At 64.2% G+C, this 14,309-nt stretch carries 20 protein-coding genes; 18 read left to right on the forward strand and 2 right to left on the reverse strand.

The genetic code is table 11. From position 1 onward, the window contains the following. Positions 1–269: 269 nt before the first annotated feature. Positions 270–1,319 carry a phage portal protein gene (locus tag ACFO3E_RS05925; protein ID WP_380803130.1) on the reverse strand — a complete coding sequence of 350 codons (1,050 nt, stop codon included), beginning with the start codon at positions 1,317–1,319 and terminating at the stop codon, positions 270–272. Further along, positions 1,316–3,130, reverse strand: coding sequence for a terminase large subunit domain-containing protein (locus ACFO3E_RS05930; protein ID WP_380803131.1), 1,815 nt, complete (start codon positions 3,128–3,130; stop codon positions 1,316–1,318). Before ACFO3E_RS05930 ends, ACFO3E_RS05925 begins: the two co-directional genes overlap by 4 nt. A gap of 201 nt (positions 3,131–3,331) precedes the next feature. On the opposite strand from ACFO3E_RS05930, the gene ACFO3E_RS05935 reads away from it, so the two are divergent. From ACFO3E_RS05935 to ACFO3E_RS06020, 18 genes are all read left to right on the forward strand, one after another. Then, positions 3,332–4,183 (forward strand): GPO family capsid scaffolding protein, encoded by an 852-nt coding sequence (locus ACFO3E_RS05935; protein ID WP_380803133.1) that lies wholly within the window; start codon positions 3,332–3,334, stop codon positions 4,181–4,183. A 43-nt stretch (positions 4,184–4,226) separates the two neighbouring features. Then, on the forward strand, positions 4,227–5,318 hold the full coding sequence (locus ACFO3E_RS05940) for a phage major capsid protein, P2 family (protein ID WP_380803136.1): 1,092 nt from the start codon (positions 4,227–4,229) through the stop codon (positions 5,316–5,318). A gap of 45 nt (positions 5,319–5,363) precedes the next feature. Further along, positions 5,364–6,161, forward strand: coding sequence for a phage terminase small subunit (gpM, locus tag ACFO3E_RS05945; protein WP_380803138.1), 798 nt, complete (start codon positions 5,364–5,366; stop codon positions 6,159–6,161). A gap of 117 nt (positions 6,162–6,278) precedes the next feature. Next, positions 6,279–6,545 (forward strand): hypothetical protein, encoded by a 267-nt coding sequence (locus ACFO3E_RS05950; RefSeq protein ID WP_380803140.1) that lies wholly within the window; start codon positions 6,279–6,281, stop codon positions 6,543–6,545. Then, complete coding sequence (locus ACFO3E_RS05955) at positions 6,542–7,024, forward strand: head completion/stabilization protein (RefSeq protein ID WP_380803142.1); 483 nt, start codon at positions 6,542–6,544, stop codon at positions 7,022–7,024. Before ACFO3E_RS05950 ends, ACFO3E_RS05955 begins: the two co-directional genes overlap by 4 nt. Continuing rightward, on the forward strand, positions 7,024–7,248 hold the full coding sequence (locus ACFO3E_RS05960) for a tail protein X (RefSeq protein WP_380803145.1): 225 nt from the start codon (positions 7,024–7,026) through the stop codon (positions 7,246–7,248). Before ACFO3E_RS05955 ends, ACFO3E_RS05960 begins: the two co-directional genes overlap by 1 nt. A gap of 3 nt (positions 7,249–7,251) precedes the next feature. After that, positions 7,252–7,584 (forward strand): hypothetical protein, encoded by a 333-nt coding sequence (locus tag ACFO3E_RS05965; RefSeq protein WP_380803147.1) that lies wholly within the window; start codon positions 7,252–7,254, stop codon positions 7,582–7,584. 3 nt (positions 7,585–7,587) lie between these two features. Continuing rightward, positions 7,588–8,040 carry a D-Ala-D-Ala carboxypeptidase family metallohydrolase gene (locus ACFO3E_RS05970; protein ID WP_380803149.1) on the forward strand — a complete coding sequence of 151 codons (453 nt, stop codon included), beginning with the start codon at positions 7,588–7,590 and terminating at the stop codon, positions 8,038–8,040. Positions 8,041–8,060: 20 nt separating this feature from the next. Beyond that, positions 8,061–8,432, forward strand: a complete 372-nt coding sequence (locus ACFO3E_RS05975; RefSeq protein WP_380803152.1) for a hypothetical protein — start codon at positions 8,061–8,063, stop codon at positions 8,430–8,432. Beyond that, positions 8,419–8,562 (forward strand): hypothetical protein, encoded by a 144-nt coding sequence (locus tag ACFO3E_RS05980; RefSeq protein WP_380803155.1) that lies wholly within the window; start codon positions 8,419–8,421, stop codon positions 8,560–8,562. Before ACFO3E_RS05975 ends, ACFO3E_RS05980 begins: the two co-directional genes overlap by 14 nt. A gap of 2 nt (positions 8,563–8,564) precedes the next feature. Beyond that, a complete protein-coding gene (locus tag ACFO3E_RS05985) occupies positions 8,565–9,083 on the forward strand; it encodes a phage tail protein (protein WP_380803157.1) in 519 nt (172 codons plus the stop codon). Then, positions 9,080–9,754 (forward strand): phage virion morphogenesis protein, encoded by a 675-nt coding sequence (locus ACFO3E_RS05990; RefSeq protein ID WP_380803159.1) that lies wholly within the window; start codon positions 9,080–9,082, stop codon positions 9,752–9,754. The genes ACFO3E_RS05985 and ACFO3E_RS05990 overlap by 4 nt, the downstream gene beginning before the upstream one ends. Positions 9,755–9,832: 78 nt before the next feature. Continuing rightward, positions 9,833–10,726 (forward strand): baseplate assembly protein, encoded by an 894-nt coding sequence (locus tag ACFO3E_RS05995; protein WP_380803162.1) that lies wholly within the window; start codon positions 9,833–9,835, stop codon positions 10,724–10,726. Continuing rightward, positions 10,723–11,274 carry a phage tail protein I gene (locus ACFO3E_RS06000; RefSeq protein ID WP_380803165.1) on the forward strand — a complete coding sequence of 184 codons (552 nt, stop codon included), beginning with the start codon at positions 10,723–10,725 and terminating at the stop codon, positions 11,272–11,274. Before ACFO3E_RS05995 ends, ACFO3E_RS06000 begins: the two co-directional genes overlap by 4 nt. A gap of 10 nt (positions 11,275–11,284) precedes the next feature. Further along, positions 11,285–13,321, forward strand: coding sequence for a hypothetical protein (locus ACFO3E_RS06005; protein ID WP_380803168.1), 2,037 nt, complete (start codon positions 11,285–11,287; stop codon positions 13,319–13,321). Positions 13,322–13,325: 4 nt separating this feature from the next. Next, positions 13,326–13,655: a hypothetical protein gene (locus ACFO3E_RS06010; RefSeq protein ID WP_380803171.1), complete on the forward strand. Its 330-nt coding sequence runs from the start codon at positions 13,326–13,328 to the stop codon at positions 13,653–13,655. Beyond that, the gene (locus ACFO3E_RS06015) at positions 13,652–13,915 is read left to right on the forward strand and encodes a hypothetical protein (RefSeq protein ID WP_380803173.1); all 264 of its coding nucleotides are present in this window, start codon (positions 13,652–13,654) and stop codon (positions 13,913–13,915) included. The genes ACFO3E_RS06010 and ACFO3E_RS06015 overlap by 4 nt, the downstream gene beginning before the upstream one ends. 17 nt (positions 13,916–13,932) lie before the next feature. After that, positions 13,933–14,166 carry a hypothetical protein gene (locus ACFO3E_RS06020; RefSeq protein WP_380803175.1) on the forward strand — a complete coding sequence of 78 codons (234 nt, stop codon included), beginning with the start codon at positions 13,933–13,935 and terminating at the stop codon, positions 14,164–14,166. Positions 14,167–14,309 lie beyond the last annotated feature (143 nt).

Here is a 14,309-nt window from a genome sequence, read left to right on the forward strand (position 1 = left end):
GATCCGCCCAAGGTATGAGCCGGCGGAATGGGTGTGACCGATTGCATCAAAAGGGACATGAAAAGCTCCTGGGCGAGGCGGGGGGAAAAGCGCGTTTTGAGGAGTGGCGGCAGCCTGCCCCCGCCCCGTCGCCCCGCAGGCGATCCGCGGGCCTGCGCTACCAGGCAATGGCCCCGTCCCCGCTGGCGAGGTGTGAAATAATATTACGCAGACAAAAAAAGGGCGGCCCCGATCAGGACCGCCCTGGCAGATGCCGCGATGGACTGCTGCTATTCCGCCTTCACCCGCTCCCGGAACCGGACCGCCTCGAAACCCAGCACATCGTTCAGTTCAAGGAACACCGACTGCAGCGGCTCAATCTCCAACTCGAAGAAGGCGTCGGTGGCCTTTGTCACGTCGCCAAAGCCGCCGGCGTTCGCGGGCACGATGCCGAGCAGCTGGGGCGGCACGCGGTGAGCGGCGAGCACGTCATCGCGCGTCGTGTTCTTGATGCCAAGGAACTCGTCCTTCGCGCCCACCTCGGCGATCGGCAGGATCTTGATCCCGTTCTCCTTGCCGCCGCTGGCGTGAACGAACAGGTTGCGGAAATTGCCCGGCCCCTTCGACCGCTTCAGTGCCTCGCGCATATTGTCGACGTCGCCATCAGCGAAGTCGCCGGTGGCATAGAGGATGTAGCCGGCATGGCTCCCATTCTCGAAATAACGGCGGCGGAACAGGGTAGCGTTCTCATTGAGCAGCGCCGCCTGCAGGGCCGAGAGATATTCAGGCAGGCCATAAATCTCCTGGTTGATGTCGGGCGCCATCAGCTGGTGGACGGTGCCCGGCTCGAACTCGGTTTCGTTTCGATAGCCAGCCACCCACCAGAAGCGCCCCGGCTCCACCCCGCGCCGCGCATATTTGGCCAGGCAATGGTCGAGCCGCATCACGCCGCCGAGGCGATTGCGCACCTCCTGCACATAGGCGTTCCCCATCACTAGATAGTCCTGCACCAGGCCGGCGAACGCCTTGCGGGACAGGAAGGGCGTCGGATCGAGGCTGGCGGCGAGCATGTTGCGCTTCAGGATGATGGCGCTCGAATGATGGGGCGAGGCGCGAAACGCGCGGGCAAGCCCATCGAGCGATATCGGCGGCTCATACCACCGCTGATTGTGGTAACATTCGAGCATGTCGAGCATCGTGGCCCGGCTGAGCACCGGCTCGGGATCCCCGAAGGTGAAGGCCTCGACCGAACCACCGCGAGAATCGCTGGCTGCGACGATCGCGCCCTCGGACACTGCGGCCGATCCCCGGCGGTTCATTCGACGTGCGCGCTTGCTCATTCGATAATCTCCATCGTGCCCTTGGGATTTTCCTTCCCGTCGAGCGGTTCGTTCATGAGGATGTGCATCGTCGCCCAAGCGAGATCCGCGTGGCCGTCTTCGCCGCCGCGTCCAGCCTTGAAGGTGACGTTGCGGCCGCTGGTGGTCAGCGTCTTCTTGATCGACACGAAGGCCGAGACCAGGTCGAGCATGCCGGTGTCGAATTTGAGCCGGCCACGGCGCACGACATTCTGCGCTTTCATGATCATCTGCGCTTTGAGCTCGAGCGAATATTCGATCTTGGCCACCGTGCAGCCGGGCATGTAGCCGGGCTTCGCCACGATCTGATAGACGCCAGCGCCCACGCCCTTGGCGTCGATGCCGAGATAGGTGCAGTGGTAGCGGCTCAGCACCGCCTTGATGAATTCCGCCTGCTGCTCGAAGTCGAGCCCGCGCAGCTGGTGGCGCTCAAGGATCCTGAACTCGCCGCCTACCTGCAGCGGCGGCGCGGCGATGACCAAAGCGGCATTGTCGCCGGTCTCGCTTTCCTGCGGATCATAGCCGGCCCAGACGTTCCGCTGCCCATAGGGGCGCTCGGCCTCGGGATTGAAGTCCGTCCATTCGACCAGGCTGTCGCACCCGCAGGCGATCATGTCGTTGAAGCGGAAGGCCGACATGCTGTCGTCGACAAAGTCGCACATGAAGAGGTTGGCGAATTCGTCGGGCGCGTATTCGTCGCGCAGTTCCTCGACATCGAACAGGTCGCAGCCGCCCTTCTCGGCGTCCACGATGTTGACGATGTTCCGCCAGATCCGATCGGGACCGACGCTGCCGATCGCCAGCGCGTCATGGCTGACGTCGATCTTGATCTGCTCGGACTTCTTGCGCCGGCGGTTGCGGCGATCGCCAGTCCAATAGGGATAGGCCGGATGCGCGACGCTGGACGGCGTGGAGAAGTAGGTTTTGCGCCACTTCTTGTGCGTCGCCATGCCCGAGGCGACCTTATTCAGTTCCTCGAACGAATGGACCCAGAAGAATTCGTCGAAGTAGAAATTCCCGTGCCGGCCCTGCGCGGTGCGGAAGTTGGTGCCGAGGAAGTGAAGCTCGGCCGCCGCTTCCTCTGCTGGGAGTAGGTCCGAGGTGATGAGCATCGGATCGCCGGTCAGCGCAACGCCGACCAGCTTGGCGAAGCTGACGATATAGGAGCGGAACTGGTGGGCCTGCGCCTTCGAGGCTGACAGGAAGATCTGGTTGCGGCCCGTCTCGATCGCGTCGATCAGCGCCTCGAACGCGAAATAGTAGGTCGCGCCGATCTGGCGCGACTTCAGGATCATGCGGGTGCGCTGATCCTTCGCCTGCCACCAGCGGTGCTGATAGTCATACAGGCCGTCGAGGAAGATGCGCTTGAGCTCGGCCGCCTGGTCGGCGGTGAAGTGGTTTTTCTTCGCCTTCTTGCGATCGCCGGCGTTGCGATTGGCGACCTTGTCGTTGAGGTCGCCGGCATGGCCGCCGGGTGCCTCGTAGCGGCGGACCTTGGCGAGGCTTTCGATCTGGCGCGATAGCGCGTCCATCTCGACATAATCGGCGCTGGTCTTCTTCTCCTTCGCGATCAGGGTCAGCAGCCGGATCTCCAGCCCATCCTCGATCTTGCGGATAGAGGGAGCCTCATCCCAGCGATCGCGTTGCTTCCACGTTTCGATGGTCGCACGCGGGATCGGCCCGCCCTTCTCATTGACGATGCCGTGCAGCGCGAACTCGTCCGCGATCTGCGTCACGCCCCATCCGCGCCAGTAGAGGCTGCGCGCATGGCGGCGCGGATCGAACTGCCACATGGCAGACGGGGCAGCGGGCTGGGGACATTGTGTGGCCATCGCGGCGGACCATGCCGCGCGGCTAACCCGCTGATCATGCCCGTCCATTTGTAGAGGCGGCCTCTACAAATGCACTGCCTTGAGGAACGGCAAGCTCGGTCCCTTTCTGCTGGCTTCCGCACTGCCGCGTGCTGCCGAGCAACCAAGGGAACCGGACCGATCATGGCCAAGAGCAAATTTTTCCGCGTCTTCGTTGAAGGCTTCACCGTCAGCGACGGTCGCAAGATCGAGGCCTCCTGGATCGATGACATCGTCGCCACCTTCAACACCGCCAACTATACGCCGCGTATCAACGTCGAGCACATCAAGGGCTACAGCCCCGAGCCGCCGTTCAACGGCTATGGCGACGTCGTCGCGGTGAAGGCGCAGACCGACGAATTCACGATCGACGGCAAGACTGAGCGCCGCAAGGCCCTCTATGTCCAGGTCGAACCCAACGACCAGCTGATCGCCATGCGCGCCAAGGGCCAGAAGCCCTTCCCCTCGGTGGAAATCTCGCCCGATTTCGCCGGCACCGGCAAGATCGGCCTGACCGGCCTTGGTCTGACCGACAATCCCGCCTCGCTGGGCGTGGAAGCGTTCAATTTCGCTGCGCTCAAGCCGATGTTCGATGCGCGCAAGTCCGCGCCGGGCAACCTGTTCTCCGAGGCTTTCGAAGCGGTAGAGATCGAACTGGAAGATGCGCCGGCTCCCGATGGCCAGGGTATCGGCGCTGCGATCATGGCGGGTTTCAATGCCGTCGCAGCGAAGCTGACCGGCGGCGACGGCAAGCCCAAGCAGCCGGAATCGCAGGAAACGCCCAAGCCGGCCAACGACAATGTCGACTTCAGCCAGTTCGCCACCATCATCGGTGAGCAGATCGCGGCGGCGGTAAAGCCTGCAAACGACGCGGTTGTCGCTCTCAAGGCCGACTTCGCCACGCTGAAGGCGAAACTCGAAACGACCGAGCAGCCCAGCACCTTCAAGCGCGCGCCTGCGACTGGCGGCGGCGCGGCCATCGTCACGGACTGCTGAGCCACCCCCGCACCGCACGCCCCCCGCACACCAGGAGCCTTAAATGCGTAGAGAAACCCGCGTCGCCTTCGCCGCCTATGTCAGCCAGATCGCGCTGCTGAACAGCGTCGAGGCGGCAGAAGTCACCAGCACCAAATTCACCGTCGCACCATCGGTGGAGCAGAAGCTGGAAGAGAAGATCCAGGAGTCGAGCGACTTCCTGAATTCGATCAGCGTCGTCATGGTGCCCAACCAGGTCGGCCAGAAGGTTGGCGTCGGTGCCACGCGCCCGATCGCAAGCCGCACCAACACCGCCGGCGGCAACCGCCGCACGCCCACCGATCCGACCGACACGTCGAACGACGGCGGCTATCACTGCCGTCAGACCAACTATGACACCGCCATCCCCTATGCAAAGCTGGATGCCTGGCGTCACAAGCCGGAATTCCAGACGCTGCTGCGCGACGTTATCCTGAAGCAGCAGGGCCGCGATCGCATCATGATCGGCTTCAACGGCACCTCGGCCGCCGCCGCGACCGATCGCGTCGCCAATCCGCTGCTGCAGGACGTCAACGAGGGCTGGCTGCACAAGATCCGCACCAACGCCCCCGACCGCGTGCTGGACGATGGCGCCCTCACCACGAACCCGACCAAGGCGATCTATGTCGCTGCCGGCGTCGAAGTGGTCGACGGCGATGCCACCAACGTCGCTACCGCCGATGCGGACTATGCCAATCTTGATGCGCTGGCGTTCGACACCCTCGACCTGCTCGATCCCTGGCACCGCAGCGATACCGATCTGGTGGTCATCGTGGGCTGGGCGCTGGTCAAGGACAAGTATCTGAACCTGCTGCAGGGCGCAGGCGCGACCGCGACCGAGAATGAGGCCGCGCATCGCATCCTGACGCTGCCCAAGCAGCTGGCCGGCAAGCGCGCCATCATCGTGCCCTTCTTCCCCGAAGACGCGCTTATGATCACCAGCCTCGATAATCTGGCGATCTATGTCCAGGAGGAAACCCGCCGCCGCCAGGTGAAGGACGAGCCGGCTCTCGACCAGATCGAGAACTATGAATCGGTCAACGAGGATTTCGTTGTCGAGGATTACGGCCGCGCCGCCCTCGTTGAAAACATCGTCATGGGCAAGAAGCCGGCCTGATAGCCGGCTCCTCCCCGCCATCCCTCCACCTGACAGGACACGCGCATGAGCCTCGCACGCCGTCACCGTGAACGCATCCTTGCTGCCCAGACCGTCAGCGCAGCAGCTGCACCTGCAGGTGGAGCGGCTGTCGCCCCCGCTGCCGAAACTCTCCCGGCATCGGGGGCGGCGAACGCCTCCCCGGCGGACATCGCCGCTCGCCAAGTCGGCCTTCGCATGACGCACGATCTTCGCCAGCTGAAGGAAATCCGCTCGATCGACATGAAGATCGCCGCCAAGCGCAAGATGCTGCCGGAATATAAGTCATGGGTGCTGGGCATCCTGGCGGCCGACAACGGCGTCGGCGCTGGCCTCGCCGCCGAAGTCGTGCCGACCTGCATGGTGTGGCTGATCGACACCGGCGCTTTCGACGATGCGCTGATCCTGGCCGAGTTCGTGCTGCGGCATAAGGTCGCCATGCCGTCGCGCTACGAACGCGACGCAGCGACCATCGTCGTCGAAGAAGTCGCCGATGCGGCGATCAAGGCGCAAAACACCAATGAGAGTTTCTCGCTCGACACGTTGCGCCAGGTCGCAGACCTGACCGAGCATTGCGACATCCACGATCCGGTGCGCGCCAAGCTGTTCAAGGCGATCGGCACCGAACTGCTCGACCGAGGCGCAGACGCGGCCCCCGAAGACGCCAAGCCGATGCTGGAGCAGGCGCTGGCGAGCCTGACCGAGGCGCAGCGGCTCAACGACCGCGCCGGCGTCAAAGACAAGATCAAGCGGGTGAACAAGCTGCTGGCAGCGATCGCCGCTGCTGCGCCCGCATCGCAACAGGGCGGTGACAGCGCCGCCTGACAAGCTCGCCCCCGGCGCTCAGGGGCGGATCGCGCGATGCGGGAGGCCTTCGGGCCGCAGGGCCGCATCTGACCCGATCCCCACCCCTGTAAGCCGGTGGGCCAAATAGGAGGCATTATGAGCATCGCGTTCATCATCTGGTTGATTTTCAAGACACTGCTGCTGGCATGCGCAATTTTGCTCATCACGCCTATCGCAATCGCTGCCGCGATCGGCGGCTATATGCTGTTCGAGGAAGATCGAAGCCCGCAGCCGGCGACAGTCTGCGTCTGGACCTGGTCGCGGGTCCGATGGTCCGGCCTCATCCTCTGGGCAAAGGCGCTGTCGCTCCTGCTGCTGATCGTCCTGATCATGAGTGAACTGGCGCGAATCCTGATCCTATGACCTTCGTCGCCCGCCCTCCCGCGTCGGAGATCGAGCAGCCGCCGGCAGAGGAAACGACCGTCATCAACGACGGCTTCTTCCCTGACATCGAGCCGGCGGCGGTGCGCGAGGCTGCGAGGATCCCGACCAGCATTACGCCCGCCCGCCTTCGCGCCGCCATTCTCGGTGCGATGATGACGGCGGAAATCGACCTGCGCGAATTCGCTGCGGCATCGATCGCCGCCGGCCACGACGAACTGGCGGCGGTGCCAGCGCCCGAGCTGGACGGCAAGAGCGTGCAGCTGATCCGCTACGGCCGAGCCATCGCGCTCTATGCGAAGGCCGAATTGATCGAGCGGCACCGCGATTTCGACACGACAGCATCCGGCGGCAACCAGGCCGACGAACTATCCCCGTCGATCGATGAACTTCGCCGCGATGCCATCCACGCAATCCGTGACATTCTCGGCAAGTCGCGCACCGGCGTCTGGCTCATCTGATGGCCGAGGAGCGCCGCCTGGTCGCCCGATCCGGTGACAAGCTGGACCTGATGCTCTGGCGTGATGCCGGGCTTGGCCCAAGCGAACTGACGCGCGTTCTCGACGCCAATCCCGGCCTTGCCGACCTTGGCCCAATCCTTCCGCTCGGCACCATCGTCACTGTGCCTGCCACCGCCGATGCGAACGCCACCCGCGTCCGCCCCCTCATCCAGCTTTGGGATTGATCCATGGACCTGCGCCATCTTCTCGAATCCGCCGCCGAATTGATCGGTTCGCTCACCCCGTCTTTGATCGGCTCGGCCGTCGCGCAGGCATGGAAGCCCGCGCTGCCCTTCCGCCAGCGGTTCCTGCAATGGGTCGTGGGATCGACCGTCAGCTACTACGCCACGCTGGCCGTGATCGCCCTGACGGGCTGGGGCGGCTTCGTCGCTCAGTCCATCGCCTTCGGCATCGCTCTGATCGCGGTGGATGCCACGCCCCGGCTTGCGCGCGAAATCACCGACAAGCTGACCAGCGTGCCGGGCCGTCTCATCGACCGCTTCCTGCCCAAGAAGGACTGATCCATGCAGCTGTCGCCCAATTTCAGCCTGGCCGAATTCGCCGCGTCCGCGACCGCGAAGGCGCAGGGAATCGCGAACACTCCCGGCCTGCGCCAGATCGCGGCGATGCAGCTGCTCTGCGCCAAGGTGCTAGAGCCGCTGCGCGCCCACTTCGGCAGGCCCATTCGGATCACGTCGGGCTTCCGCTCGGTCAAGCTTTGCCTCGCCGTCGGCTCTTCCTCGACGAGCCAGCACGCCCAGGGCGAAGCGGCAGATCTCGAAGTCCCCGGCATCGACAATGTGACGGTGGCCACCTTTATTCGCGATCGCCTGCCCTTCGACCAGCTGATCCTTGAGAACTACACGCGCGGCCAGCCCAACAGTGGCTGGATCCATGTCAGCTATCGGGAAGGCCGCTTGCGCCATGACGTGCTGACCTATGCGCGCCGGTCCTATTTCAAGGGGCTGCTGGCATGATCGGGAAATCGCACCTCGCCATGGCGGCTGCGCTCGCCGCATGCACGGCAGGAATCGGCGGCTTCTTCTACGGAACCAGCGTCGGCGTCGCAAAGGAGCAGGCCGCGCAGAAGCGCGCCGACGATGCCCGGGAGGCCGAGCGCAAGAAGCTGCAGGGCAAGCTGGACGCCTCGTCCGAGGCCGCCCAGGTCAAGGAATATGCCCGGCAGGGCAGTGTCAGGGAAATTTACCATGAAAGCCAGAAGGTCATTGAGCGTCCGATTTATCGCAGCGTCTGCGTCGATGCTGATGGCGTCGGCCTGCTCGACCGCGCAGCTGCCACGGCCAACAGCGAAGATCTCTGGGGCATTGCTGGCGACACCCGCCCCATTGCCCCGGGTGCAGCGGACTGAAACCGGCGAGATGACCGGCGCGCAATGTCATGGGAGCCTGACCAACATCTATGACGTTGCGGGCCAGATCCGCGCCACCCTGATCGAATTGCAGGCGCAGGCCCGCATGGCGAACGCACAGGCGGATTGACGATGCGCAAGGCCGACAGCCTGCGGCGGTGGCTCACCGCCTTCATTCCCGACCTGAAGACGCATCCCGATCGCCTGCAGATCTATGTCGAGGCGGGGTCGATCAACACCCGGCGATCGGCGACGCCGTCATTCGCCTATGGCTATACGTTGAAGGTGCTGGTGACGGATTTCGCCGGCGATGCCGACCGGATCATGGTTCCGGTGCTGGCATGGATCGAAAAGGAACAGCCGCAGCTGCTGCGCCGTACCGATGGCCAGCCCTTCAGCTTCGAAGCCGATCTGCTCGACGGTGACACGTCTGATATCGAGATCTCGATCGACCTTACCGAAACCGTACTGGTCCTACCCCGCGCCGATGGCAGCGGCTATGATGTCGAACATCCGCCAGAGCCGGATTTTGCGAATGCTTTCGCCGGCGTCGATACGTCCTTCCTGCAGGGCTTCGGCAATACCGAACTGCTCGTGGACAGCGATGCGCCAGGCGCGGTGCTGACGCCCGCCATCCCGCCTGCGGCATGACGGACGAACTCGCCGAGGTGGAGCGCATCGCCGGCGCGCTGCTGCGCAGCCTGTCATCGGGTGAGCGCCGGGCCCTGATGCGGCGCATGGGCCGCTCGCTCGCCGAAAGCCAGCGCAGCCGCATCGCGGCCCAGCGACAGCCTGACGGCTCGGCTTTCGCGCCCCGCAAGGATAAGGCTCCGCCGGTGTCTGGTCGCGGCGCGGCGTGCTTTCTCTATCCATCTGGTGGGGGCGGCGAGCCACGCCGGGTCATCATGAAGAGCTTCAGCTGGGGCAGTGGCCGCATGATGACCGGCTTCGATATCGAGGCTGGCGGCATCCGTTCCTTCGAGTTCGACAAGATCGTCAAATGGCTGCCTGTGCCCGAAGAGCATCGCAACGCCGGCGGCGGCCGACTGCGCCGACGTGGCGAGCTGCGCCGGCGCGCCATGTTCCGCCGCCTGGCAAGCGCGCGATTCCTTCGCGCTGGCGCTGACGATCAGGGCTTCTGGGTCGGCTTCTCCGGAAAGGTCTCGCAGATCGCTGGCGTCCACCAGTTCGGTCTGCGCGACAAGCCATCGATCAAGGCGAAGGCGGTGCCCTATCCCCGCCGCGAACTGCTCGGTGCGACAGCGGCTGACCGCGAGCAGCTGCTCGACATGCTCTACACGCACATCGCCGCAAGCGCATGATCTACCTCCATTTGTAGAGGCGGCCTCTACAAATGCAGATGATGGCGCGGCGCTAGGGCCTGCCCCGACATGGCTCCCATGGCCGATGCAACCTTCACCGCTGTGGATCTGTCGCGCCTGCCCGCGCCCGCGATAATCGAAGCTCTGGATTTCGAAACGATCCAGGCTGACGCGGTCGCGCGCATGCAGGAGCTCATGCCAGACTTCGTCCCGCGCGACAGCGATCCGGCGACAAAGATCCTGCAGGTGGTTTCCTACATCGTCCAGTTGGTGCGCCAGCGCGTGAATGACGCGGCACGGGCGGTCATGCCCGCCTATGCCACCGGCGCTGACCTGGACAATATCGCCGCCTTGTTCGGCATCACCCGCTTCACGCTCGTGCCGGCTGACGAAGTGCTGGGGATTCCGGCCGTCATGGAGAGTGACGCGGATTTCCGCCGCCGCATGGTGCTGGCTCCCGAAGGCTATTCCGTCGCCGGGCCAGAAGGGGCCTATGTCTTCCACGCGCTGTCGGCAGATGAGGACGTGCTGGATGCCAGCGCGATCAGCCCCGCGCCAGGTGAAGTGCTCGTCTCGGTGCTTTCGCGCACAGGATCGGGTGAAGCCTCGCCCGAACTGCTCGCGGCGGTCGATGCATTTGTGTCAGACGAGACGCGCCGCCCGCTGACCGATTTCGTTACGGTGCAGTCCGCCGAGATCATCGAATATGCTGTCGACGCTACGCTCACCACATTCAGCGGCCCTGACGGTAGCGTTGTACTGGCGACCGCGCAGGCGAGCCTTGCCGCCTATGTCGCGTCGAGCCACCGGCTTGGCCGCGATATCACTCGATCGGGCTTGTTCGCCGCGCTCCACGTGGAGGGCGTGCAAAATGTCGTCCTGACCTCTCCCGCTGCAGACATCATCGTCTCGCGCGTCCAGGCACCGCACTGTACCGGGATCGCCGTCAACTACGCAGGCACGGGCGAATGACCTATTCATCCCTGCTGCCGCCCGCATCCACCGACCTTGAGAGGGCGCTCGAACAGGTCGCGGCTCGACTGCTCGATATTGCGGTGCTGGTGCGGGACGTCTGGTCGCCATCGAACTGTCCGATTGCCTTGCTGCCGTGGCTGGCTTGGGGCCTTTCGCTCGACAATTGGTCCAGCGACTGGCCGGAAGGGGTCAAGCGCGAGCGCGTCCGCAAGGCGATTATCATCGCACGTCAGAAGGGCACCGCCGCGTCCGTGCGCGCCGTGGTCCAGAGTTTCGGCGGATCGGTAGCGATCCGCGAATGGTGGCAGCAGGAGCCGAAGGGCGACCCCCACACCTTCGACCTTGTGCTGAACCTCGATCAGAATGGCGCGCCTGCGTCGGCCGCCTTTGTGGACCAGGTCATTGCCGAAGTCAGGCGCGCCAAGCCGGTGCGCAGTCATTTCACCTTCACCCAGGGCATCACCGCAGAGGCCGACATCGGCCTGATCGCGGCGGTCCGCCCGATCATCTACGCCCGCCTGTCCTGCACGGCACCGGCGGCCTGACGGAGGAATCATGCCCCTTACTCTCCTCGTCACCAACGCAGGCCGCGCCGCGCTCGTGAACGCCGCGAACACCGGAACAGCCCCCGTGACGATCGCGCAGGTCGGTTTGACCGCCACTGCGCTTGTGCCTGCCCCTGAGGCGGTCGCGCTGCCGGGCGAGTTCAAGCGGCTCGCCACCATATCGGGCGACGTCGTGGCCGACGACACCATTCATCTCATCATCCGCGATGAAAGCAGCGACGTTTTTACCGTCCGCAGCCTCGCGCTCTATCTCGGCGACGGGACGCTCTTCGGCATCTACGGGCAGGCTGACATTCTGATCGAGAAGTCGGCCCAGGCCATGATGCTGCTGGCGATCGATGTGCAGTTCGCCGATGTTGATGCCGACACGCTGGCCTTCGGGGATACCAACTTCCTCAATCCTCCGGCCACCACGAGCGTGCAGGGCGTTGTCGAACTGGCGACAGAGGCTGAAGCGGAAACGGGCACGGATGCCGTGCGAGCCGTCACGCCCAAGGGCCTCAAGACCGCTGTTACCAGCTGGCTGAACGCCCGATTTGGGGAAGGTGCGCCTTCGGCTTTCGTAAAGAGCCTGCTCACGGTCGCCAGTGTGGGTGCGATGCGTCTTGCGCTGGAACTGAAGAGCGCCGCTCTCAAGGACGAAGGCGCGGGCAACGGTCTCGACGCCGATCTGCTCGACGGTCAGCACGGCAGCTATTACGCCAACGTCCCCGCCCGCCTTGGCTATACGCCGTGGGGCCCGTCGAACGACGGGGCTGGGTCGGGTCTGGACGCGGATCTGCTCGACGGTCAGGACAGCGCCTATTTCACCAACATTGCGGCACGCCTGGGTTTCACGCCGGTGCGTCAGGGTGGCGGCACCGGGCAGCTGACCAATGTCGTCTATATCGGTTGGTCCGGATCCCGCGTAAAAGTGCAGGTGGATGCCTCGGACATGGGCAACCTCGTGTTCGACGGCAACATTGCGGATGTCTGGCGCTCGTCCAACGATGGCGCCGGATCCGGGTTGGACGCGGACCTGCTCGACGGGCAGCAGGGCAGCTATTACACCAACATCACGGCCCGTCTTGGCTACACCCCTGCGAACAAGGCTGGCGACACGTTTACGGGTCGCGTGTATTTGGACGCGCAAGCGTCAGGAGCCTCGGGCGTCGCCAACGCCTCGGGCGGCCTTGGCGAAGCCGAGGTAAAAGGGAACGGCACCGGCGCAGCCATGCTGGCATTTCACCGGCCCGGCGCGTTCGCCGCCTATTTCGGGATCGATACTGACAACAAATGGAAGGTCGGCGGTTGGTCCATGGGTGCCGCGGCCTATCCGATTTGGCACAGCGGCAACGATGGGGCGGGGTCCGGCTTGGATGCCGATCTGCTCGATGGGCAGGACAGCAGCTACTATACGAATATCGCTGCACGGCTCGGCTATACGCCGTGGCACGCGGGTAATGATGGCTCTGGTTCAGGGCTCGATGCCGACCTTGTCGATGGCTGGCATCGCGATAGCATCCGCGACTGGAACAACCTGCTGAACAAGCCCTTCAATTGGTCGGGGCAGGCGGGCCAGCCCAGCTGGCTTTGGGGCAGCAATGACGGCAACAATTACTATGTCTGGAATCCGTCCAACTTCAACGTGAACTACGCCAACTCGGCGGGCTGGGCGAACTCCGCGGGCTATGCGGATTCCGCTGGCAAGCTGTCCACCGCTTCAGGCTCCGCGCCGTCCTATTCGGCGCGTGCCTGGGTGAACTTCAACGGCGTCGGCGCGGTGTCCATCAGGGGCGCGGGCAATGTCTCCAGCATCACTGACAACGGCGTCGGCAACTATTCGGTGAATTTCAGCACCGCCATGCCTGACGGCAATTATGCGGCTGTCGGCATCGTATCGGCTTATTCCACCCGCTGGGACGCGCATCTGGTCGTGCCCGCGAATTCGGGCGTGCTGCCGACCACCTACTGCCAAGTGCTGACATCCTATGGCGGCTTCGATTCCGTCGACCTCTCCTACGTCTCTCTCGTCATCCACAGGTAACATCATGCCCAAGGTTATCATCTATCCCGACACCGATGAAAGCGGCGCTCCCACCGGCGGCGTCCGGGTCGTTCACCCCGTAGGCGGTTGCGGCCTCACGATCGAGGATATCGCCCGCAAGGACGTGCCTCAGGGTGCGTCATTCAAGATCATAGACGCTGCCGAGCTACCAGCCGACCGCACCTTCCGTGCGGCCTGGGAGGCGGATTTCTCCGCACCCGATGGGTTCGGCGACCCCGATGGTTGGTGGGCCGAGCAGGCGGAGAGGGAGGCCGCTGAGCAAGCGAGCCGTGAAGCTGCACTGGCCTCCATTCAGGGGGAGCAACCGGAATGATCACCATCAACCTCGAAAAGGCCAAGGCCGTCGCTCATGATCGCCGCCGGTTCGCGAGATCTGTGGAACTCGCCCCGCTGGACGACGTCATTGCAAAACAGATCCCCGGCAATGATGCGGTCGAAGCCGAGGCCCAGCGCCAAGCGATCCGTGATCGACATGCCCAATTGCAGGCTGACATTGAGGCCGCCGCCAACCCGTACCAGCTCAAGCCCATTATGGATGACCTCGACGTCATCATCGGCGTCGAGGGCGCCTGACATCAACGGAGAAAATCATGCAGATCACTATCGGAAAATTCGACCGCAGCAGCAGCAGCGTGCCGGTTACGTTCGAGCATAAGGGCGTTCGCCACGAGCGAGCGGTCAACGCCTGTCTGACCGACAGGGGGCGCTATGATGAGGAAGCGACGGCGGCGCGCGTGGATGATGTAGCCGCTGGCGTGGCCCACAAGATTGAACTCGGCGTCATCACAAATCCGCCCGAGCCGGAAGAAGCGCCTGAAGCCTGATTTGCCGCCCTCCACCGGAGGGGGCAAAAGGATGTCCCCACATCCTCATAGCCGCGAGCCTGCACTCGCACTCTCAGGGCGGCGCGCCCGCCCAATTTGAGTTCCCTCCGTGGCATGCCGCGAAGGGACATCGTGCAGGATTT

Source organism: Sphingobium tyrosinilyticum, from assembly GCF_042654265.1.
Taxonomy (GTDB): domain Bacteria; phylum Pseudomonadota; class Alphaproteobacteria; order Sphingomonadales; family Sphingomonadaceae; genus Sphingobium; species Sphingobium tyrosinilyticum.